Below are 22,255 nucleotides of genomic sequence, written 5' to 3' on the forward strand. Positions count from 1 at the left end.
CCTTAAAAAAGTAAATTACAAATTCCTTGTCTTATGAATATTTACGAATTTATTAAACAACCTAAAAAACTTAGTCTTTTAATATTTGTCATATTAGTTTCATTGACAATGATTGTTGGGACTTATGCCCGGATAAAATTCTATCGAGATTTTCGATCCTTATGGGTAGATGAATCTTGTGTAGCCTTAAATATCATTGAAAGAAATTACGCCCAACTCCTCCAGCCTTTAGATTACGAGCAGGGAGCTCCTATTGGATTTCTTTTGGTTGTAAAGTTTATTACTGACTTATTTAATAATTATGATGAGAACACTCTTCGGTTATTTTCTCTAATTTCTTCATTGTTGTCTCTTTATTTATTCATTTTTTTAAGTCACAAGCTGTTAGGAAAAACATATGCTCTTTTTAGCTCTTGGATGTTTTCTGTTCATCCAGGTCTTATACGATTTTCCTCGGAAGTCAAACAATATTCATCTGATGTTTTGGTTTTCTTGATTATTGCAGCCGTTGGAATCGCTTTTTTTGAAGGCAACAAATCATGGAGGAAATCATTACTATTGTGTGTGACGGGTCTAGTCGCAATTTTATTCTCTCATCCAGCAATATTTATGCTGGCATCTATTGGGGTTCTTTGGGTTTATGAGGAATTAAAACACAACAATTTTATAATGAATTTACCAAAAATAATCCTTTGCGGATTGAGCTGGGTTGGTCTAGCGCTGGCTCTTTACATCCTCAATTATTCTAATTTAACCCAAAATTCATATCTTAAGGAATTTTGGGAATTTGGATTTCCGCTTACGAAGGACGGTTTGGATTTTCTTTATTGGGTTATAGAGCAGCCTTATTGGATTTTTAATCTGCGAAGCGAAAATCTTTACTGGGGTGCAGCGGCGTTGCTATTATTAATTGGCATTTTTAGTTCAATTTATGATAAGGAAAAAAATTTTTATATTTTCCTTTTACCTATTATTTTTACTTTATTGGCAGCGTTTCTTAGCATATATCCTTTTGCTGATCGGATGATTCTTTTCCTTGTACCTTCTGCAATTCTATTTGTTGGTTACGGCTTAAAGCAATTAACCGGTATGTTTGAAGACAAAAAGAAAATTCCGTTAGTTGTGATTTCATTGTTGCTTATATCCGCAATTCCTATGATTTGGTTGGTTTTACCTCAGGAAAGGATAGTTAAGAGAGAAGAATTGAGTCAAGTAATGAAATTTGTCTTACGTGAAATGAAAGAAGACGATTATTTTTATGCTTACTATGGAGGAAGATGTAATTTTTTGTACTATTCGCTGCGATTCAACCTACCTGAAGAACGATACCAAATTGGAAGTCCTGAAGTTCAAAATATTAATAAAACCGAATCTTGGAAAGACTATTTTTTGCAAGATGTACAAAAAATGTCAAAAAAGGGGAGAGTGTGGTTTATTTTTTCGCATTATACCTACCTTGATCTTGAAAGCGCAGTTGATATATTGGAGAAAAACGGAACACTGGTTTCAGAAATAAATTTCCAACGGGGAGCCTCCGCATACTTGATGGAATTTCCAGGGGCTGTCTGGAAAGAACGATCAGGCAGCCCTTTTGGGATGGAAAAAGAGGTCAAATAGACCGGTTTTGACCAGCGAAATAAAATGGGGCTGTCCAAAAAGTAAGGGGACAGCCCCTGGAAGCATAGAACAATGATTTATGTATGATCATTGTTCTAAACAAAAAATGATGTTTATATAGAGATACGGCGTCTACCCGGTACCAAATTGACGGTCGCCGGCATCTCCCAAACCCGGAACGATGTAACCAATTTCGTTGAGATGGTCGTCCACCGCTGCAAGATGAATGGGGACATCCGGGTGATGTTGCTGCATGTTCTGGATGCCTTCCGGCGCGCCAATCAATCCGACAAATTTGATGCGTCTGACTCCCCATTGCTTGAGAATATCCACGGTAGCAACGGCTGAACCGCCGGTGGCAAGCATTGGATCGAGGATCAGGCACACAGATACCCGCGGTTCGGTGGGTAATTTGTTGTAATACTGGACAGGTTTAAGGGTTTTCTCATCTCGGTAGATGCCAATATGCCAGACTTCAGCAGAGGGCATCATTTCCCAGATCCCTTCAACCATTCCCAGACCAGCGCGCAGAATGGGTACCAATCCAATCTTTTCCAGCAACTCTGCACCGGGAGCAGTACCTAATGGGGTTTGTACTTGCACAGGCTGGATTTGCAAATCGGCGGTGGCTTCGTAGGCAAGCAGGATGGTGATTTCGCGGACCAATTCACGAAATTTTTTCGGTTCGGTTTGGGTTGAGCGAAGTTTAGCAAGTTTGTGGGCTACCAGCGGATGTTGGGAGATGAAGACCTGGGACATATCTGCTCCTTGGAGAAGATTTTTCCCATTATAAACCCATTCGACCAAACGAAAGAGGGTATAATCGTTGCCATGAACGATTCTTCAAGCCGATTGGTACAACCCGAAGCCCGACCGGATGACCGGCTGGATCAAGCCATGCGACCGCGACATTTGAACGAAGTGATCGGTCAGGATCAGGTCAAGGAAAATTTATCTATTTTGATCAGTGCAGCCCGCAAACGGAGCGAACCATTAGATCACGTTCTTTTCTACGGGCCGCCCGGGCTGGGAAAAACGACACTTGCGCATGTGCTGGCAAACGAGATGGGTGTCAATATCAAAATCACGGCCGGACCCGCAGTTGAACGAGCGGGCGATCTGGCAGCCATTCTCACCAATTTGCATGCCGGGGACATTCTGTTTATTGATGAGATTCACCGCCTGGGAAAGACGGTTGAGGAAGTCCTTTACCCTGCAATGGAGGATTTTGCTCTGGATATCGTGATCGGCAAGGGGCCTTCAGCGCGATCCATTCGCTTAAAACTGCCGCGTTTTTCGGTGATTGGTGCAACCACACGGTTAGCGTTGGTCAGTGCGCCGCTGCGGGCCCGCTTTGGAGCAGTTTACCGGCTGGATTATTATGAACTGGAAGCAATGTGCGTGATTGTGCAGCGGGCAGCCCAAATTCTAAAAGTGCCGGCTGAAGCGGCTGGGGTAGAGGAAATTGCCCGGCGGGCGCGAGGTACCCCGCGGGTGGCTCTGCGTTTATTACGGCGAGTGCGGGATTTTGCGCAGGTTCGGGCAGATGGTGCCATCAGCCGGGAGGTGGCACAAGAAGCGTTGAATTTACTGAATGTTGACCCGCTGGGTTTGGACGATGTAGACCGGCGGGTGTTAAGCACCATCATCGAAAAATATGGCGGCGGGCCGGTGGGACTGAACACGATTGCTGCTTCAATTGGTGAAGAACCCGATACCATTATGGATGTGGTTGAACCCTATTTGCTGCAATTGGGATTTTTAGACCGCACCCCACAGGGTAGAGTGGCAACCCGTTTGGCCTACGAACATATGGGGATCCCCTATCCGGGAGAGCAGCGTCAGCCCACCCTGTTTGATGCTTCAACAGCAGAATAACCTAAAAATTGAGTTTCATCGAACCATGCGTACCAGCGACTTTGATTATCATCTACCGCCCGAACGGATTGCACAGCATCCGATTGAGCCGCGTCATAATGCCCGCCTGCTGGTACTGAACCGCCAGAGCGGCGAAATGGAGCATCGCCATTTTTATGAACTGCCGGAATATTTGAATGATAGAGATGTGCTGGTCATTAATCAAACACGGGTGATTCCTGCACGAATTTATGGAATCAAACCCACTGGCGGAAAAGTTGAAATTCTTCTCCTTAGACGCGAAAGCGAAAGGGTGTGGGAGGCGTTGATCGGCGGTAAAAAAGTAGGGGCGGGAACCGTGATCCAGCTGGTGGATGGCCCGCGAGCCGTGATTGAAGCCGTGCTGGATGGGGCACGTCGCCTGGTTCGATTTGAGATGGAGATTGAACCTTACCTTGAAAAAAAGGGGCAGGTGCCTTTGCCGCCTTATATTCATGAAAAACTCGAAAATCCGGAACGTTATCAGACGGTTTTTGCGCGGCTGCCCGGGTCTGCCGCCGCACCAACCGCCGGTTTGCACTTTACGCCGGAACTGATCGGTCGCCTTGAACAAAAGGGAGTCCGGTTTGCCAGAATTACGCTGCATGTAGGGCTGGATACCTTTGCGCCGGTCAACGAAGAAGACCCGCGCGAGCATGCCATCCACAGTGAGTGGTGTGAACTGGATGAGGAGGCCGCGAGGTTGATCAACTCTGCTCGCGCAGAAGGCGGGCGGGTTGTTGCAGTGGGAACCACTTCGGTGCGGACTTTGGAAAGCGCAGCTTTGAACGCCTCGGCGGGGCAGGTGGTTGCACCTTTTAGCGGGAGAACGCGTTTGTTCATTCTGCCTGGATACTCATTCAGAGCGGTGGACGCAATGATTACTAATTTTCATTTGCCGCGCTCAACCTTGCTCATGCTGGTTTCGGCTTTTGCTGGCAGAGAACGGATTTTGAATGCATATCAGGAAGCTGTGCGACTTGAGTACCGTTTTTATTCCTTCGGTGATGCCATGTTGATTGTATAATCAAGAAAAGGAGAAATCATGACCAAAAAGAATTTGCAATGGAGTCAACCTCCCGCAACGCAGATAGACCCAAAGAAGCGCTACACAGCAACATTTGTGACTGAAAAGGGAGATATTGTTGTTCGCCTTCATGCCGATAAGGTGCCAAAAACAGTCAACAACTTTGTTTTCCTTGCCCGACAAGGCTTTTACGATGACACTATCTTCCATCGCGTGATTGCCGATTTCATGGCCCAGGGTGGCGACCCTACCGGTAGCGGCAGAGGTGGACCGGGTTATCGCTTCGAAGATGAATTTCATCCCTCCCTGAAGCACGACAAACCCGGCATTCTTTCGATGGCGAATGCCGGCCCAAATACCAACGGTTCTCAATTTTTTATCACCCATGTGCCGACCCCCTGGCTGGATAATCGTCACGCCGTGTTTGGTGAGGTGATTTCAGGAATGGATGTTCTGCTTTCTATACCTGAACGTGACCCGATTAAGGTTAACAGCCCGGCGGTGAAATTGAAAACTGTTATTATCAGCGAAGAGGATTAGGACTTCATTGTCATCGCAGCAACTGTTTTGGGAGCGGCTAAATGATCAAATCATTACCTGTCGGCGCTGTCCGCGTCTGGTTGAATGGCGGCAGCAGGTAGCGCGGGAGCGCCGACGCGCCTTTGCGGATTGGGACTATTGGGGGAAGCCGGTACCGGGTTTTGGGGATATTGAAGCGCGGGTGTTAATTGTGGGTTTGGCGCCGGGCGCCCATGGCTCGAACCGCACCGGTCGCATGTTTACGGGCGATTCCTCTGGAGATTTTCTTTATCAGGCTTTACACGAAGCGGGTTTTGCCAGCCAGCCACAGGCCGTACACCGGGAGGATGGACTGGAGCTGCAGGATGTTTTCATCAGCGCAATATGTCGCTGCGCTCCGCCGGATAACCGTCCACTGATGGAGGAAATTCTCAATTGCCAGCCTTACCTGGTTGAAGAAATTCGATTGCTGACGAGGCTGGAGGGCATTGTTGCTTTGGGGCGGATCGCCTTTGAACGTGTTCAGAAAATCATCCGACCGCAAAACCGGTTGTTGCCGTTTCGGCATGGGGCGTTTTACCGTCCTGCGGATGATCTGCCGTGGTTGTTGGCTTCGTATCATCCCAGCCGGCAAAATACTCAAACTGGCAGGCTTACGCGAGCAATGTTTGCGGGTATTTGGCAGCAGGTGAGGGATGAACTTGGCTAAGCAGGTTTTTGGGCAATAAACCAGACCCGCCCCGATGAGGGTAACGCCGGACTTTGTTCGGTAAGATTCCCAAGCCGAGCCAGTACCTGAAAACCGGCTTTTTCCAATGCAGATTGAATGAGGTCCATTGGGTATGCTCTCTGGGTATGAATCTCTTCCCAGCGGTTCCATTGGTTTTTCTGGTCATCGCGAACGAAGAGGATTATTCGCAAAGAGGCTTCGCTTTTCTCGTAGTCACAGGAGGGGATATGAATTTCCAGAAGATCATCTGTTTCCTGAGAAATGTAAACGGGGTGCTGCTGCCAGCGCACAAAAAGCCCATAAAGGGTATTCATGTCGAACAGGAAGCCGCCGTTGGGTTTGAGCGCGCGAAAAACGCGCCTGAAAGTATTTTCTAGATCGGCCAATTCCAGCAAGTAGTTCAAACTATCGAACCAGCAAGTAACCAGATCAAACTCATTCTCGAAGGAAAGATTGCGCATGTCATCCTGGATCAGCCTGAAAGATTTGCCAGTGTTTTTTAGGCGGGCTTCAGCGAAGCGCAGCATGTTCGAAGATTGATCCAGGCCGGTTACTTGCCAACCATTGAGAAGCATTCCTTCCAGAAAGGTGCCTTCACCGCACGCAAGGTCGAGCAACTTACCAGATCTTGGCAGGGCATATTTTTCTAACAGGGACGGCAGCAAATTAAAAACCCATTTTGAAAATTCCGGGTAAGAACCCCGACGATATACCTCGGCAAATTGTTGGTAAATTTCGCTCATTTGAATATTCCTTATTCACCGTTTGTAAAACCTTTGTACAATTATATCTTGTTCCACAACTCAGGGTGGTTTAGAATGGGTATTATGAACAGACGAAAAATTTTATTGCTTCTCCCACTCGCCATAATTCTTGTTGTTTTTGGTGGATTTTCGGTTTGGGCTTATACCCCTTTAGGTCCGATGCCAGAGGCAAGTGCTGCGTTGATCAGCGACGAACAGGTTGTGACCCAATCCCAAGGGGATTGGTGGGAATTCTTGCCAACAGCAGGTCAGGTAACTACCGGTTTTATTATTTACCCCGGCGGGCGGGTGGATTGGCGATCGTACGCCCCGCTGGCAAGAAAGATAGCCAGTGCCGGATTTCTGGTAGCGCTGGTACCCATGCCTTTCAATCTAGCGGTTTTTGCTCCACAAAAAGCAAGTGAGGTGATCGCTTCTCATCCGGAAATTCAACGATGGGCAGTTGGCGGGCATTCGTTAGGCGGCGCCATGGCGGCCAATTTTGTATATCAGAATCCTGATCAAGTGCAAGGATTGGTTTTGTGGGCTTCATACCCGGCGGAAAATAATCCACTAAAAAATTTACCCATTCGGGTGATTTCGATTTACGGGAGTGAAGATGGACTGGCAACAACGGATGTGGTTGAAGCCTCGCGCAGCCTTTTACCGGACGATACGCACTGGGTGCAAATTGCGGGTGGTAATCATGCGCAATTTGGCTGGTATGGAAATCAACCGGGAGACGGCCAGGCCTTGATCAGCCGCGAAGATCAGCAACTGGTCATTGTCGCAGAAACGGCCAAGTTTTTGGCGCAATTATCTCTCAACGGGGTGGAAAAATGAAACCTTTCCGGATTATTGGATTGTTTTTACTGGTGGTCTTACTGGTGATTACCATCGGGCCGCTGGTCATTCCTATTCCACCTTTGCCGGATCCTGTTCCGGTAACGGCGCTAATGGATGATGACAGCCGTTTTATTGAGGTCAATGGGATTGATGTGCATTACAAACAATATGGGAGTGGCGAACCAGTGATGATTTTACTGCACGGATTTGGGGCAAGCACCTTTTCCTGGCGTGAAGTGATGCAGCCCCTGGCAAAAGCCGGTACCGTAATTGCTTTTGACCGTCCGGCTTTTGGCCTAACGGAGCGCCCCATGCCCGGTGAATGGGAAGGAGAATCGCCTTATACCCTTACCTCGCAAATCCAATTGTTGATTGGGTTGATGGATCAGTTCGGCGTTGAACAGGCGGTGTTGATCGGCAATTCAGCTGGCGGCACCGTTGCTGTTGCTGCAGCGCTGGCACATCCTGAACGGGTGAGCGCGCTGGTGCTGGTGGATGCAGCGATTTATGCGGGTGGTGGCGCACCGGCGTGGATTCGCCCGTTGCTGCGTACACCCCAGTTTGACCGGCTGGGACCTTGGTTTGCACGTTCAATTGCCGGCGAACAGGGAGATGCTTTTTTACGGGCTGCCTGGCATGATCCCTCCAAAATTACGGATGATATCGTTGAGGGTTATCGCAAACCCTTGAAACTGGCGAATTGGGATCGAGCCTTATGGGAGCTAACGAAAGCCAGCGGTGAATCGCGTCTGGCAGAGCGCCTTGATCAACTCAAGATGCCGGTTCTGGTTGTAACCGGGGATGATGATCGCATTGTCCCAACTGCCGAAAGTCTGCGGCTTGCCAATGAGATACCCGGGGCAAAACTGGCTGTTTTTCCCAATTGTGGACATGTCCCGCAGGAGGAATGCCCCGAACCATTTTTGAAGGCAGTTTTGGACTTTTTGGCTGAAATCAAATAATCATCGGAGGTGGCTTAAGATGCCCAAGCAATTAAAAATCAATATCCCTGCTCCAGATTTTGAAGCTGTAGATACGCATGGGAATACAATTCGGTTATCAGACTATCGTGGGAAAAAGGTGGTCGTTCTGGTTTTCAACCGTGGGTTCATGTGACCATACTGCGTGAAGCATATGGCGCAGTTGCGTCAGGATTACGATGAGTTTAGCCGAAGAGGTGCTGAGATTATTGCATTAGGACCGGATGGGCCGCGTGCTTATCAGCGTTTTTGGGAATTGGAAAACATGCCCTTTGTTGGGGTGCCTGATATCAAGTCGAAGATTGCGGATAAGTACTACCAGGAGGTCAACTTGCTCAAACTCGGCAGGATGCCGGCGGTGTTTGTGATTGATAAAAACGGAATGATTCGCTATAAACATTACGCCTCGTCCATGTCGGATATTCCGGATAATAACGAAATCCTAAAGGTCATTGAGGAAATTGGTGAGGAACAAGATGAATAAGACTGCGTTGATTTGGGGAGTCAATGGTGGAATTGGATCTGCGCTGGCAGGGCTTTTGTTGAAAGAAGGCTGGCAGGTGGTCGGAACGGGCAGGAGTGAAGTCGAGGCCAGGAAAATTACCCCATTAGCCTTTGAGGTGGATGTTGCCAGTTCTTACTCTGTTCGCGAGGCTGTGGCAGCCATAGCACAGGAAGTTGACGGCGTGGATTGGTGGGTTTACGCGATTGGTGATATACTTTCTAAACCCATTGGTAATATGGACGAGGTAGAATGGCAGCGAATTTTGAATGCCAACCTGAATGGTGTATTTCATGCCATTTACCACAGTCAAGCGCTTTTGAACGAAGGCGCGCCAGTTTACATTTTAGGGGCGGTCAGTGAGCGGATGCGGTTGCCAGGACTGGCAGCGTATGCTGCTGCTAAAGCCGGTTTAGAAGCCTTTGCAGAAGTGTTGCGTAAGGAACTGAAACGGGCAGTTGTGGTTGTGCGTCCTGCCGCGGTGGACACTGCATTGTGGAAAAAAGTTCCCTTCCGGCTGCCGGCGAATGCACTTAAACCGGAGGAACTGGCGCAGAAAATGTATTCTGCTTATCAAAATAACTATAAAGACTTGTTTTTGGAATGACATGATTTGGGACTATCAGCACTTACTATCCAGACGACTGTTGTTATGGAGTTTACTCAGTGTCGTCCTCGGGTTATTGGTTTTTGGACGCGGAGATTTCTGGCGCGGATTTGCCATTCAAGCGATTGTGTGGGCAGCCGTAGATGCGGCAATTGCCCTGTTTGGTTTACGCGGTTCTTTACCCAGGCTGTTTCAGACAGTTGATCTGACGGTTGCAGAAAAAGAAACCCGAAAACTGAGAAAAATTTTATGGATCAACACCGGTTTGGATGTGTTTTACATAACCGGCGGCAGTTTGCTTTACCTGTTGCGCGGGGCAAATGATCCTTTCTTAGCCGGTACGGGAATTGGCATTATCGTTCAGGGTGGTTTTTTGTTCTTCTTTGACATCTGGCATGCAACACATGCCCCCCTGGAAAAGCCCCTGCCCGACCTTGGAATTTTCAAAGAAACGCTGCATGATACCACCGACCTGCCAGGCAAGCATGGCGCAATCTTACTGGTGCATGGTTTTCCCGGCAGTCCGGCTGAGATGCTTGCGCTTGGAGAAGCCTTGAACAAGGCTGGCTGGCATGTGCGTTTATTGCGTTTACCCGGCCATGGCACTGGTTTTTCTCACCTCTTTCAAACCCGTGTAACCGACTGGTTGGAAGAGGTGGAAAAGAACCTGAATGACCTGCGCCAAAATTTTTCTCCCGTTTTATTGATGGGTTACTCACTGGGTGGGGGGATTTCTCTGGCGGTGGCCAGTAAGGTAAAGCCGGATGGGTTGATTTTGCTTTCTCCCTTCTGGAAAGCCGAGCCATGGTGGGTTAAGTGGCTGGCACTGCCGGTCAGAACCATTCTGCCGGTGTCCATTTATCCCTTCCGTACACGCTGGCTGAAGCCTGAACAATTCCGCGCGGCTTCAACCGAATTGTTGCCAGGATTCAATTTGGACGATCCGCAGGTGCGTCGGTCTTTGATGGACATTCGCCTGCCAATGGTGTTCTTAGAGCAGTTCAGGCGGCTCAGCCAGTTGATTATTCAAGGCTTAAAACGGATTGAGGTTCCTGTTCTGGTCGTACAGGGGAAGTATGATCCGGTGGTGTTGCCCCAGGGAACCCAGGCTCTGATACGCCAGATAAATGCGCCGCTGGAGTATGTAGAAACGGAGGGGGATCACAATATCAACCAACGTTTTAATAAAGGTTACGCGGCGACCGAGCAAGCCGTTCTTGAATTTGCTGAAAGATTCAGAATGAGGCAATAAAAAAATACCGGTGGGATGGTTTTTTATTCCCACCGGTCTCTCTTTCCTCACAAGTCGGTGTTTAGCGGCGCAGAGCGCTCCAGCCAGCGTATTGAGCCGTATCACCCAACTCAGCTTCGATGCGCAGCAGTTGATTGTACTTGGCAACCCGGTCAGAGCGGGCAGGGGCACCGGTTTTAATTTGACCGGTATTGAGCGCAACAGCCAGGTCGGCAATCGTAGAGTCTTCGGTTTCGCCAGAGCGGTGAGAAACAACAGTCCGCCAGCCGGCACGATGCACCATTTCAACCGCCTGGATTGTTTCAGTGAGTGAGCCGATCTGGTTCAACTTGACCAGCAGAGCATTACAGGTCTTTTCTTCAATGCCGCGGCGGATGCGCTGTGGGTTGGTCACCAGCAAATCATCGCCAACGATCTGAACGCGGTCGCCCAGTTCACTCATCACAATCTTCCAGCCTTCCCAATCGTCCTCCGCCAAACCGTCTTCCAGTGAAACAATCGGATATTGGTCAATCCAATTCTTCCAGAAGGCCACCATTTCCTCACTGGAGAGCATTTTCCCTTCTTTGCGTAGATTGTACTTGCGGGTTTCAGCGTCGAACAGCTCCGAAGCAGCTGGATCTAGAGCGATGGCAACCTGCTCACCGGCTTTAAAGCCGGCTTTTTGGATGGCTTCCAAAATGACTTCTACCGCCTCAACATTGGCTTTGAGTGAGGGAGCATATCCGCCCTCATCACCTACCAGGGTGGTGTAACCGCGTGCTTTGAGGACGCTTTTGAGCGCATGATAGATTTCAGCTCCCCAACGCAGACCTTCTGCAAAGGACGACGCTCCCAGCGGCATGACCATGAATTCCTGGGCATCGGTGGACTGCCAGGCGGTATGTGCGCCGCCGTTTAGGATATTCATCATGGGAACAGGCAGGACGTGAGCGTAAACCCCACCAATATAGCGGTAAAGCGGCAAGCCCAATGAGTTGGCTGCTGCTTTGGCGACCGCCAGGCTGACTCCTAAAATGGCATTGGCACCCAGTTTGGACTTGTTGGGAGTGCCGTCCAGAGCGATCATTTCCATATCAATCGCTTTTTGTTCCAGCGCATCCCAGCCGATCAGGGCATCGGCAATTTCGTTGTTGACATTTTCCACTGCTTTGAGTACGCCCTTGCCGTTGTAGCGGGTTTTATCACCATCGCGCAATTCAAGCGCTTCGTGAGTACCGGTTGAAGCACCGGAGGGAACGGCGGCACGTCCCCAGCTGCCATCTGCCAGTACAACTTCTACTTCAATGGTCGGGTTGCCGCGTGAATCGAGAATTTCCTGAGCAAGAATTGATTCAATTGTTGTATCCATGTTATTTACCTCTTTTGAAAGATTTGATTGAACAGTTGTAAGACTGTGTACAGTCGTAAGACTGTTGAACTGGTGCTCCAAACATGCTAAGTATAATCCAATTTTTGGTTTTTTTCTTTTGAGTTTGTGAAAGGCTGAACTTTTACTCCGACGTGTTCACAAGCAGCCTGAACGAATGCTTTGAAAAGGGGATGAGGCCGGTTGGGGCGGGAAAGAAACTCGGGGTGGAATTGGGTACCAACCATAAAGGGGTGATCGCTCAATTCGCAAATTTCAACCAGCAAGCCATTTGGAGAAATACCAGAAAAAACCATGCCATTCTCCTCAAAGATCTGGCGGTAAGCATTGTTAAATTCAAAACGGTGGCGATGGCGTTCTTCCACCAATTCTTGTTGATAAGCGTGCCGGGCAATGGTATCCGGCTGCAGCTGGCAGGGATATAAACCCAAACGCATGGTGCCGCCCATGTCCGTTATGTGCTGCTGGTCGGGCATCAAATCAATTACGGGGTGGGGGGTGGTTCGGTCAAACTCGGTCGAATTGGCGCGTTCGTCTTTCAAAATGTGCCGGGCAAATTCAACGCACATCAATTGCATTCCCAGACACAACCCTAAAAAAGGGATCTTTTCGGTGCGGGCGATGCGGGCTGCGGCAATTTTCCCCTCTATTCCACGGCTGCCAAATCCCCCGGGAATCAAAATACCCGCTGCGCTGCGTATCTCATCAAGGTGTTTCCCTTTTTCAAGGTCGGCGGAGTGGATCCAGATAATTTCCACTTCTACGCCCAGGTGAAGCGCAGCATGGTTCAAAGCCTCACGAACGCTCATATAGGCATCGTGAAGTTCCACATATTTGCCGATCAGGGCAATTTTGATTTTGGGTTTGGGTTTATGAACCTGCTCTACCAGTCGTTTCCAATCCTTCCAATCTGGGGTGCGGCGGCTTTGTAAGCCCAACTTTTCAAGCAGGAATTCGGCTACCCCGGCTTCTTCCAGCATCAAAGGTACTTCATAAAGGTTGGAGGCTGTTACCATTGAAATAACGGCGCGTTTTTCAACATCGCAAAACTGGGCGATTTTTTCGATAATTTCGCGATTGAGGGGATAATCGGAACGGGCAACGATCATATCCGGTGTGATGCCGATTGCCCGTAATTGAGCGACAGAATGCTGAGTAGGTTTGGTTTTAATTTCACCCGTTGCGCCAATATATGGCAGCCAGGTGACATGAATATAAAGGGTGTTCTCTCGACCCACATCCCGCCGCAATTGACGCAATGCTTCTAAAAAGGGTTGCGATTCGATATCTCCAACCGTACCACCCACTTCTACAAGGACAATTTCTGCGCCGGTTGTTTTGGAAACCATCGCAATTCGCCGTTTGATTTCATTGGTGATGTGCGGAATAACCTGAATTGTGCCACCGAGATAATCACCGCGCCGCTCTTTGCTGATAACTTCGGCATATATTTGACCGGTGGTCATATTGCAAACGCGGTTCAAGCGGATGTCAATGAAGCGTTCATAATGACCGAGGTCAAGATCGGTTTCTGCCCCGTCATCCAGGACATAAACTTCCCCATGTTGATAGGGGCTCATTGTTCCCGGGTCTACATTGATATAAGGATCCAGTTTTTGAACGGCAACGGCGAAGCCTCGCTCTTTCAACAATCGTCCGGTAGCAGCAGCAGTTACCCCTTTGCCGACCGAACTGACAACCCCACCGGTGTAAAAAATGTATTTGGTTGGCATTTTGCCTCCACTACATCCATCAATAACATGAGGGAGGGCGTAAAATTGGCTCCTCCCTCAGGAGATGATTTTCAGAAGCAATGTTGAAAATCTCTTTTGGATAACACCATGCAATCAAAGAAAGATTTACGGATTGGTAAGGTAGATTGTCCGTTGTGGGTTCTACCTTTCCAAAGTTTATCATAGTTTTTTGATTTTGAAGAAAAAAACAACTCTGCCTGACCAAAGCAGAGTTGTGAAGTTCACCTCAGCAGAATGACCCGGGGAGACCATTAAGCCTGGCGTTAAGGGACTTTAACCAGCTACCAAAATTATTGAGTTGTGCTCTTGTGCTCTAAGGTGCGCGCCAAAATTTCTTCCTGTTCATTGGAAAGGCTTTTAGCCTTTTCTTTTTTGGCTTTTTCAACCTTTTTTCGATCTTTGGCACGTTCCATGGCTTCGCGAAGGGCAATTTCCATGGCGGTTGGCTCACTTTCGGCGGTAGAAGCCTCACCGGCCTGATGGAATTCGGCGCTTAAATCGCCGTAATCGCTGTGGCGTTCCTGACGGGAAGGGTTCTTCTTGCTGCGACGTGGTCTTTCTTTGCCTGTTTCTTTTTTGGGTTCTCTGACCGGTTCGGTTACTTCTTCCTGAACTGGTTCGGGCAGGAGGGCTTTAACGCTGAGTTTGATTTGTTTTTTCTTTTTATTGACATCAATTACTTTGGCTTCCAGCTCGTCGCCTTCTTTAACTACGTCCGCGGGCGTTCGCACATAGCCGTGAGCCAGTTCGCTGATATGAATCAAGCCGGGGCGTTCTGCGCCAATATCCAGAAATACACCAAAGTTCTCAATGCGCACCACTTTGCCCTTTACCACCATGTCGGGTTTAATTTCGCGCCATTCCAGCTCAAGCGGTTTGATCATGGTTAATTCGATGCGGTTGTCTTTGATGCGGCGTACCCACACATCAATGATTTGTCCAACTTGTAAAACGTCTTTGACGCTTTTAATGGGTTGGTCAGTGAAGGTGGATATTTGCGAAATATGAAGGACGGCTTTTTGACCTTCCGCAATTTCAACAACAGCACCAGCCAGAGTGGTTTTGATGACCTTTCCGGCAAATTTCATTTTTGGCTTAATTTCAATATTCGTGTTGCTTTCCGCAGCAGCGGTATTTTCCATAATACTTTTCTCCCAAAGGTCTTAATTACTGCGAGGTTTGATTATACCCCTAGCAGTTGGAACTGTCAATTAAAGAAGCGAGTGTTCAAGAAATAGTCTCTTATTCAGTGCGAATTCTCATTTGTCACGACTGCAGACTTCGAAAAGAAATCATACCCAATAAAAATGGCAGCCAGAAAGTATAGCCTCTAAAGGCAAGGGTGATAACCGCCGCGGCTTCAATGGGCACAGCCAGAGAATTCAGCGCAAAAGTGAGCAGCCCTTCCACGATGCCGATCCCGGCAGGTGTAGGAGAGATAATAACGAACAGATAGGCGATCGAAAAACCGGCGATCAGCTGTCCCGCTGTCACAGGTGTACCAAAGGCCAGAAACATCATTCCTAAAATGCTTACCAGCAGCAATTTGTTGAGGATGGTTAGACTGGCCGGGCGTACCCACCCATGGCGGAGATTTTGAATGGCTTTAACTCCTTCGCTGATTTCAGCAGCAAAACGAATGACTCTATCTTCACTGATTGCCTTTTTTTTGAAGAGAATACCCGTCGCATGGTTGAGAAAGCGGGTGATTTTCAGCAAGAGGCGGCTTAGACGTTCTTCGGAGCGGGATGCCAGATAAACCACCGAAATCATTGCGGTAACAAACAAGAAAAAAAGGATAAAGGCAAAGATTTCAAAAGCCCACAAAACCTGATAAAAAGCCAGGATGATCAAACCAAAGAATATAATCGTCAGTAAGCCGCAATAGTCAAAGATGAGGAATAACGCGCTGCCAACCATAATCCGTGCAGTGGAATGGCCGTTTTTCTGGGCATCCGAGTAAAATACGACCATGCCGCTCATGCCGGCACTCGGTGCAACAAGATTGATGAAGTTCACCGCAAGAAATAAACGTAAAACTTGCAGCAGGGATTTGTTCACTCCCACCAGCGAAAAAAGAGTTTGAAAGGTAGCGGCTGTTACCAAAATCCATCCAAATAACACGACAAAAGCCGCTCCGAGCCAGAGCCAGTTGCCTTTTTGCAGAACAAGCAGGACTTCCTGTAACTCGGTGAAACGGCTGATGATGAAAAGGATGCCGAGTAAAACCACAACGGCGATGATCAATTTTTTCACGGATTGATTATAAACGAGAAAAATCGAACGCAGGAAAAATTACTGGAATAAAACCAAAAAAGCACCCCCGATGTGTTCTGCCGGGGGTGCTTTTCAAACCTGCTCTGCAAGGCTTAAGGAAAATTGACTACTTGCTGGTTTGGCTGGGCGCTTGTTTGTTGAGTAATAATTCAATCGCTTTATCGAGCTGCGGATCGCGGTTGGCTTTTTGATCGTCTTCCGTCAGCTCCACGATGACGTCGGGCATCAAACCCTCACCGTTGATTTGGCGCTCATTGGGAGTGAGCCAGCGGGCAATCGTGATCTTCACTGCGCCGGCATCATCTCTCAATTGCCGCCAGGTTTGCACAGTACCTTTTCCAAAGGTTTTCGTTCCGACCAGCAACCCTCTCCCGCGATCTTGGATGGCGCCGGCGGTAATTTCGGAGGCGGATGCTGAACCTTCGTTGACCAGGACCACCAGTGGGATGTCGGTTGCCAGGCCGCCCGGGCGGGCTTGATAGGTTACTTTTTCGCCATTGCCATATTGTTCAAGCATGATTACCCCATTCCCGATGAATTGGGAGGTAATGTTTATGGCTGTATTCAGATATCCACCAGGGTTATTTCGTAAATCGAGAATGATACCGGTGGGGTTGTTCCTTAACAATTCACGCAGTTTGGTGCGTAAATCGCGGTCCGTTCTTTCACCAAACTGGGTAATCTTGATATAAGCGATGTTATTGTCCAGCATTTTACCGCTTACGGTTTCCAGCGTAATTTTCTGACGGACAATGCTGACCTCAAAGGGTTTCTCTTCCCCTTCCCGCAAGATGGTTAGCCGAACGGTTGTGCCAGCCGGGCCAAGAACCCGGCGCAAGACCAGCTGAGGATCGAGCGAGGTAACGTCTTCACCGTCAACGGCAATGATTTGATCGCCGGCTTTCAATCCGGCTTTTTCGGCAGGTGAGCCTTCCATCGGGCTGATAATGGTGAGGTATTTTCCGCTGGTATCTACCCAGGCGCCAATGCCTTCGTATTCACCTCGCAGGGGGGCGTTGGCCTGTTGATATTCGTCGTTGGTTAAGTATCCGCTGTAGGGGTCGCCCAGCGCTTCTAACATGCCGCGGATAGCGCCTTGCATCAATAATTGGTCGTCTACGGGTTGATCCACATAATTTTCGTGAACCAGATCCCATGCCTGCCAGAAGGGGCTAAACAGCGTTTCCCGGTCTATGGATTGTTGGGTGGCAGATGGCATACCTGCGGGTGGGTTGTTGGAAAGAAGGGGAATATTGGGCAGGCTGACGGTGGAAGGGAGGCTGATTCCAGCCGCCAGGCCGATGCTGAAACTGACTCCCATCAAAATGCCCAAGACGAGCAAAGCCAGTAGAGTTCGAATCACTTTTGAATTCATTATCAATACTCCATTAAGTGGTTTGACACAGGTTAAGTTATCACATGGGGGTTAAGTGAAAATGAAAATTTATTCCTCTGTACTATCTTTATTTTGGTTTAACTCTTTTAACCTGGCTACCTGCTCGGATAATTCTCGCAAAGGACGATCTTCCTTTTCCCAGGGATTATTAAGCGTTTTCATTGTTTCAGAAAGGATCGAAGCGTCGGATTGATTTGATCCTTTCCTGCGGAGCAGGGAAATCAGGCTTAAGTTTGTGACTAGCAGTAATATGGCAATAATGCCAAGAGCTATCCAACCCGCAATTGGAATATCGTTCATTTCTTCCTTGTCATTGAAATGCAGAAATTCGGCGTGAAAAGAGAGGTAAGTTCATGGATGGTTTGAATTTGAAGATGAGCCTTGGATGGCGAGCCATTTCTACCGACCTGAACGGTGAATATCCCCAGAGATCTGGCAGTGGATAGATTACGGTGAGAATCTTCAAACAGAACACACCGGCTGATGTCGTGAACCCGGCTTTTTTTTAAAGCCAGCTGGAAGGCTTGAGGCATGGGTTTGCAATAGGGCGTAATATCCAAAACATCAATGATTTCATCAAAGCAACCATCCAGCTGAAGGGCATTAATCACCCGATTGGCGTGGGCGCGGTCACCATTGGTGAAGATAATTTTACGAAAAGGGAGCGTGTGAAGAATTTTTCGCAACTCAGGATCGGGTTTAAGGAATTGGCTTACCGGGACATCATGAACAAAGGCAAGGTATTCCTGCGCAGGAATGCCATAAAGCAATTCCAGACCGCGCAGTGTGGTGCCGTATTGGTGAAACATTTGATCACGCAGGACGATGGCGTCTGCAAGAGATAAACCAAGCCGTTGTTGAATATACTGGTTGATGCGCTCGCCAATTGCGTGCCACAAACCCGCTTCAGGAGGGTAGAGAGTATCATCCAAATCAAAAATCAGCAATTCAGGTTTCATGATTATTTTTGAGTATAATCCATTAGATAGATATCTGAAAAGAGCATGTAAAGGGAGTACAGGTTGCCGATTCGGATTTTAGCGGATGAAGTTGCTTCTCAAATCGCTGCCGGGGAGGTGGTTGAAAGACCGGCCTCGGTGGTCAAAGAGCTGATGGAAAACTCTCTGGATGCGGGGTCGCAACGCATCGAACTTCGCGTCGTCAATGCAGGTAAAGACCTTGTAGAGGTCAGTGATGATGGCTGCGGCATTCCTGCAGAGGAGTTGAGGCTGGCGGTTGCCCGTCATGCTACCAGCAAGTTGAACAGCGCCGAGGATTTGTTTCGGATTGAAACACTTGGTTTTCGCGGGGAAGCGCTGGCGTCCATTGCCTCGGTTTCGCGTTTGACCTTGATCTCGCGGGAGAAAAATGCGGAAATTGGAAAGAAAATTGTGGTTGAGGGAGGAAAACTGATCGCCAGCGAGTCGGTTGGCATTCCCGTAGGAACGCTGGTGCGGGTTGAAAACCTGTTCTTCAACGTGCCGGCCCGTCTCAAATTCCTGAAAAGCGACCTGACCGAAAAAAATCAAATCGTTCAATTGGTTTCTCGCTATACGCTGGCTTATCCGCAGGTTCGATTCCGGCTTGTTCAGGATGACAAAGAAGTCTTGCACAGCCACGGAAGAAACAACCGCCGTGAAGTGCTGGCTCAGGTCTATGGCAGCGATCTGGCAAAACAAATGCTGGAAGTGGAACTGGAGGACGAAGACATCCACATTGCAGGTTTCATCAGTCCGGTGGGAGTCAGTCGTTCGAACCGCAGGGAAATCACCTTTTTTGTCAATGGGCGCTGGGTTCAGGATGCCGGTCTTTCGACGGCTTTAATTCAGGCCTATCACACTTTGTTGATGGTTGGCCGTTACCCGATTGCCATGTTGTTTGTTGAGATACCCCCTGAGCTGGTGGATGTAAACGTCCATCCTGCCAAAGCAGAAGTTCGCTTCCGCGATGCAGACCGGGTTTTCCGCGCCGTGCAAAGAGCGGTCAAGCGGGCACTGCTGGCATATTCTCCTGCGCCACAATTGAACACCCCAAACTGGCAAAGTAGCACATTTGATTCGGTTGTTGATCCTGCGTGGGGGATGGCACATGATGGGGATGTGGCACAACCGGCAATCGAACCAGGCGAACCTGCCGGTCAGATCAACCAACAGCCAGTCCACCTTCCGACGGATTCCCTGCCGCTGCTGCGGGTGATCGGTCAGGTGGGAGCAGCTTATCTGGTGGCGGAAGGGCCGGACGGACTGTACCTGATTGATCAGCATGCTGCCCATGAACGTGTTTTGTTTGAAAAGTTTATGCGGGAAGCCGGGAAGGAGATCCCCTCTCAAGCCCTTTTGCATCCCCAGACCTTTGATTTACCACCTCAGGCTGCATCAGTCTTACAATCTCAATTGGAAGTGCTCAATCGTTGGGGATTCGAAGTAGAATATTTTGGCGGGAATGCTTTTCGGGTAAGGCGCATTCCTGCTATCTTAAGTGGAATGGATCCTATAGCAGCTGTGCGCGCGCTGGTAGAGGACTTTGAAGAGGATGAAACACCACTTCAAACCGAAATTGAAGCGCGGGTGATTGCCCGGGTATGCAAACGGGCGGCGGTCAAGGCGGGGCAAATTCTATCCGGGGAAGAACAGGCTGCACTGGTTCGGGATTTAGAACGCTGCCAGTCCCCTCGAACCTGCCCGCATGGGCGTCCAACGATGATTCACCTTTCGGTGGATTTGTTGGAACGTCAATTCGGGCGGCGTGGCAGCCGTTGATGTGAATTATCCCAGCAGATTGACGATTTCAGGCCAAATTTCGGCAACATCAAAAGGTAGTAACAAATCTGCCCGTGAGTCAAGGTAGGTTGGTGAGAAGGTGTTGATGATCAGGCGCGCGCCTTGTTCCAGCGCATAAAGGGGCAGATGAGCAGCCGGAGTCACTTCCAGGGCGCTGCCAATCACCACGAATAAATCCGCCTGGGTTGCCTGTTCCTCAGCCTGCTGCCATATATTCATGGGAAGCAGTTCCTCGAATAAAACAATGTTGGGCTTCAGAATGGCGCGGCAATTGACACAACGCGGGATTTCTTCTTTTTGGATAAAAGATTCCAGATAATTTTCGACCGGGAAATTTTGGCGGCAAGAAAGGCAATGCAGTTCTTGCATGGAACCATGCACTTCAAGAACCGTTTTTGAACCAGCCTTTTGGTGCAACCCATCAATGTTTTGAGTGATGACGGCTTTTAGAACCCCTTTTTGTTCCAGTTGTGACAGGGCACGATGTGCTGGATTAGGTTGTGCATTGATCATCTCACGAGCCAAGGGACGCAGCCAATTGAAAAACCTTTCGGGGCGGTTGTGAAAGGCAGACAGGGAAGCAACCTCCATTGGGTCATCCCGCGACCACAAACCGGTGTTCGGTGAGCGAAAATCAGGGATACCCGAGGGGGTTGAAATCCCCGCTCCGGTCAGTACGACCATCCTTTTTGATTCGGAGATGTGCATTGCCGCCTGCTGAGCGGCCTGGTTAAATGTCAATGCGGTCATTTATTCAATCGGTCTGCAAACAGGGCAGCCAAACGATTGATCTGTTGACTGAGAATGCCATCCGGTTGCAACTGGATGATGGGGACATTGCGCAGTGCAGCATGATAAGATTGTTCGGGCGCGGGGGGAATCACCAGGGTGATCGGCTTGCCCAGCATTTCCTGAATTTGGAGCGCGGAGAGTTGCAAATCAGCCCGGACGCGGTTCACAATCACCACGTTGAGGATTTTAGATTTTCCAAAACCGTATTCGGTTAATTCATCCATTAATTGGCTGGTGCGTTTCAGCGAATACGGCTGAGGCTCGGCAATTAAAATCATTTCGTCACAATAAGAGATTACTTTTTCAAAGCCGGGCAAAAAGGGATTGCCAATATCCACAAATACCACATCACCAAGCGTTGAAAGATGATGAAGAATTGCCTCCAATTGTGGAACCGCATTTTGGAGCAATGCAAAGTCTTTGATGCGGTGATTGGCTAATAACAGACGTATGCCAAATGTGGTTCTGACCAGTTCTTTTTCGACTGCTGTGCGGGTTACCTCGCCGCTGCGCATGTTCAGCAGGTTGTTTAATCCCTCTGCATTGGGAAAGTTCAATTCACCAGCCCATGTGCCCTGACCTGCGCGAATCTCAGCGGCAATGATTTCTTTGCGGGTGCGCTGGAAGTATGCCAAAGCCAGATTGAGGGCAAGTGTGGATGTTCCCATGCCGCCTTTGGCTGCCAGTACCCCGATCATGGTTGCGCTTTTTTGAACCTGCTGGCCGGCTCTTGCCCGTGTGCGGCTGAGCAGCGCCTTAATATGGGCGATCAATTCAGCCGGGTGGACGGGCTTGGTCAGGTAGTCATCTGCGCCGGCTTCGTAGCCGGTAACCTTATCATCCACTTGAGATTTAGCGGTGAACATCAAGATGGGAATATCGGCTGTTTCGGGATTGGCGCGTAAATCTCTGGCAACCTGAAAGCCGTCAACATCTGGCATCATGATATCCAGTACGATCAGGTCTGGGAGTTCTTTCAGTGCCAGCGACATGCCTTCTTTTCCATTCCGCGCGGAAATGACCTGATAGCCCTGCCGCTGAAGCATTAACCCTACCAGACGCAATGTTTCCAGGTCGTCATCAACGATCAAAATTTTTTCTGCCATGCCTGCCCTCACTGAAAAATAACACTTAAATCAGTCTAGCACAATCTGAAATCCCATACAAG

General features: G+C 48.8%; 22 protein-coding genes. 11 read left to right on the forward strand and 11 right to left on the reverse strand.

Going from position 1 to position 22,255, the window contains the following annotated elements:
- Positions 1-33 precede the first annotated feature (33 nt).
- Positions 34-1,617, forward strand: coding sequence for a hypothetical protein (locus ACWIZX_RS04355; RefSeq protein WP_448334916.1), 1,584 nt, complete (start codon positions 34-36; stop codon positions 1,615-1,617).
- Between the two features lie 132 nt (positions 1,618-1,749).
- Here the strand turns inward: ACWIZX_RS04355 and upp are convergent, their stop codons facing one another.
- The gene (gene upp, locus ACWIZX_RS04360; RefSeq protein ID WP_322791483.1) at positions 1,750-2,376 is read right to left on the reverse strand and encodes a uracil phosphoribosyltransferase; all 627 of its coding nucleotides are present in this window, start codon (positions 2,374-2,376) and stop codon (positions 1,750-1,752) included.
- A 72-nt stretch (positions 2,377-2,448) separates the two neighbouring features.
- On the opposite strand from upp, the gene ruvB reads away from it, so the two are divergent.
- From ruvB to ACWIZX_RS04380, 4 genes are read left to right on the forward strand one after another with little or no spacing between them, the layout of a single operon-like run.
- Positions 2,449-3,495 (forward strand): Holliday junction branch migration DNA helicase RuvB, encoded by a 1,047-nt coding sequence (gene ruvB / locus ACWIZX_RS04365; protein WP_448334917.1) that lies wholly within the window; start codon positions 2,449-2,451, stop codon positions 3,493-3,495.
- A gap of 25 nt (positions 3,496-3,520) precedes the next feature.
- A complete protein-coding gene (queA, locus tag ACWIZX_RS04370; protein ID WP_322791481.1) occupies positions 3,521-4,540 on the forward strand; it encodes a tRNA preQ1(34) S-adenosylmethionine ribosyltransferase-isomerase QueA in 1,020 nt (339 codons plus the stop codon).
- 18 nt (positions 4,541-4,558) lie between these two features.
- Positions 4,559-5,080 carry a peptidylprolyl isomerase gene (locus tag ACWIZX_RS04375; RefSeq protein WP_322791480.1) on the forward strand — a complete coding sequence of 174 codons (522 nt, stop codon included), beginning with the start codon at positions 4,559-4,561 and terminating at the stop codon, positions 5,078-5,080.
- 7 nt (positions 5,081-5,087) lie between these two features.
- Entirely contained in the window at positions 5,088-5,768 is a 681-nt protein-coding gene (locus ACWIZX_RS04380; RefSeq protein WP_322791479.1) for a uracil-DNA glycosylase, read from the forward strand.
- On the opposite strand, the gene ACWIZX_RS04385 is transcribed toward ACWIZX_RS04380, so the two are convergent.
- Positions 5,765-6,532, reverse strand: coding sequence for a class I SAM-dependent DNA methyltransferase (locus ACWIZX_RS04385; protein ID WP_322791478.1), 768 nt, complete (start codon positions 6,530-6,532; stop codon positions 5,765-5,767). The two genes, ACWIZX_RS04380 and ACWIZX_RS04385, sit on opposite strands and share 4 nt — an antisense overlap.
- 84 nt (positions 6,533-6,616) lie before the next feature.
- On the opposite strand from ACWIZX_RS04385, the gene ACWIZX_RS04390 reads away from it, so the two are divergent.
- The 5 genes from ACWIZX_RS04390 to ACWIZX_RS04410 are packed head-to-tail and all read left to right on the forward strand — an operon-like array spanning position 6,617 to position 10,719.
- On the forward strand, positions 6,617-7,375 hold the full coding sequence (locus tag ACWIZX_RS04390) for an alpha/beta hydrolase (RefSeq protein ID WP_448334918.1): 759 nt from the start codon (positions 6,617-6,619) through the stop codon (positions 7,373-7,375).
- Positions 7,372-8,340, forward strand: a complete 969-nt coding sequence (locus tag ACWIZX_RS04395; RefSeq protein WP_448334919.1) for an alpha/beta fold hydrolase — start codon at positions 7,372-7,374, stop codon at positions 8,338-8,340. Before ACWIZX_RS04390 ends, ACWIZX_RS04395 begins: the two co-directional genes overlap by 4 nt.
- Positions 8,341-8,359: 19 nt before the next feature.
- Positions 8,360-8,842, forward strand: coding sequence for a peroxiredoxin family protein (locus ACWIZX_RS04400; RefSeq protein WP_322791475.1), 483 nt, complete (start codon positions 8,360-8,362; stop codon positions 8,840-8,842).
- A complete protein-coding gene (locus ACWIZX_RS04405) occupies positions 8,835-9,467 on the forward strand; it encodes an SDR family NAD(P)-dependent oxidoreductase (RefSeq protein WP_448334920.1) in 633 nt (210 codons plus the stop codon). Before ACWIZX_RS04400 ends, ACWIZX_RS04405 begins: the two co-directional genes overlap by 8 nt.
- Before the next feature lies 1 nt (position 9,468).
- Positions 9,469-10,719 carry an alpha/beta hydrolase gene (locus ACWIZX_RS04410; protein WP_448334921.1) on the forward strand — a complete coding sequence of 417 codons (1,251 nt, stop codon included), beginning with the start codon at positions 9,469-9,471 and terminating at the stop codon, positions 10,717-10,719.
- Between the two features lie 61 nt (positions 10,720-10,780).
- Here ACWIZX_RS04410 and eno read toward each other — a convergent pair whose 3' ends face one another.
- The 7 genes from eno to ACWIZX_RS04445 all read right to left on the reverse strand — a co-directional run bounded on the left by eno (position 10,781) and on the right by ACWIZX_RS04445 (position 18,474).
- Complete coding sequence (gene eno / locus ACWIZX_RS04415) at positions 10,781-12,070, reverse strand: phosphopyruvate hydratase (RefSeq protein ID WP_322791472.1); 1,290 nt, start codon at positions 12,068-12,070, stop codon at positions 10,781-10,783.
- Between the two features lie 86 nt (positions 12,071-12,156).
- Positions 12,157-13,821: a CTP synthase gene (locus ACWIZX_RS04420; RefSeq protein ID WP_448334922.1), complete on the reverse strand. Its 1,665-nt coding sequence runs from the start codon at positions 13,819-13,821 to the stop codon at positions 12,157-12,159.
- A 311-nt stretch (positions 13,822-14,132) separates the two neighbouring features.
- A complete protein-coding gene (locus tag ACWIZX_RS04425; RefSeq protein WP_448334923.1) occupies positions 14,133-14,984 on the reverse strand; it encodes a S1 RNA-binding domain-containing protein in 852 nt (283 codons plus the stop codon).
- 124 nt (positions 14,985-15,108) lie between these two features.
- Positions 15,109-16,098 (reverse strand): lysylphosphatidylglycerol synthase transmembrane domain-containing protein, encoded by a 990-nt coding sequence (locus ACWIZX_RS04430; RefSeq protein ID WP_448334924.1) that lies wholly within the window; start codon positions 16,096-16,098, stop codon positions 15,109-15,111.
- Between the two features lie 127 nt (positions 16,099-16,225).
- Entirely contained in the window at positions 16,226-17,494 is a 1,269-nt protein-coding gene (locus ACWIZX_RS04435; RefSeq protein WP_448334925.1) for a S41 family peptidase, read from the reverse strand.
- 69 nt (positions 17,495-17,563) lie between these two features.
- The gene (locus ACWIZX_RS04440) at positions 17,564-17,815 is read right to left on the reverse strand and encodes a hypothetical protein (protein ID WP_322792216.1); all 252 of its coding nucleotides are present in this window, start codon (positions 17,813-17,815) and stop codon (positions 17,564-17,566) included.
- Entirely contained in the window at positions 17,812-18,474 is a 663-nt protein-coding gene (locus ACWIZX_RS04445; protein WP_448334926.1) for a pyrimidine 5'-nucleotidase, read from the reverse strand. The genes ACWIZX_RS04440 and ACWIZX_RS04445 overlap by 4 nt, the downstream gene beginning before the upstream one ends.
- A 63-nt stretch (positions 18,475-18,537) precedes the next feature.
- On the opposite strand from ACWIZX_RS04445, the gene mutL reads away from it, so the two are divergent.
- Positions 18,538-20,274, forward strand: a complete 1,737-nt coding sequence (gene mutL, locus ACWIZX_RS04450) for a DNA mismatch repair endonuclease MutL (protein WP_448334927.1) — start codon at positions 18,538-18,540, stop codon at positions 20,272-20,274.
- 6 nt (positions 20,275-20,280) lie between these two features.
- On the opposite strand, the gene ACWIZX_RS04455 is transcribed toward mutL, so the two are convergent.
- A complete protein-coding gene (locus ACWIZX_RS04455; RefSeq protein WP_448334928.1) occupies positions 20,281-21,045 on the reverse strand; it encodes an SIR2 family NAD-dependent protein deacylase in 765 nt (254 codons plus the stop codon).
- Positions 21,042-22,193: a response regulator gene (locus tag ACWIZX_RS04460; RefSeq protein WP_322792220.1), complete on the reverse strand. Its 1,152-nt coding sequence runs from the start codon at positions 22,191-22,193 to the stop codon at positions 21,042-21,044. Before ACWIZX_RS04460 ends, ACWIZX_RS04455 begins: the two co-directional genes overlap by 4 nt.
- Between the last annotated feature and the right edge of the window lie 62 nt (positions 22,194-22,255).

Source organism: Bellilinea sp., from assembly GCF_053501535.1.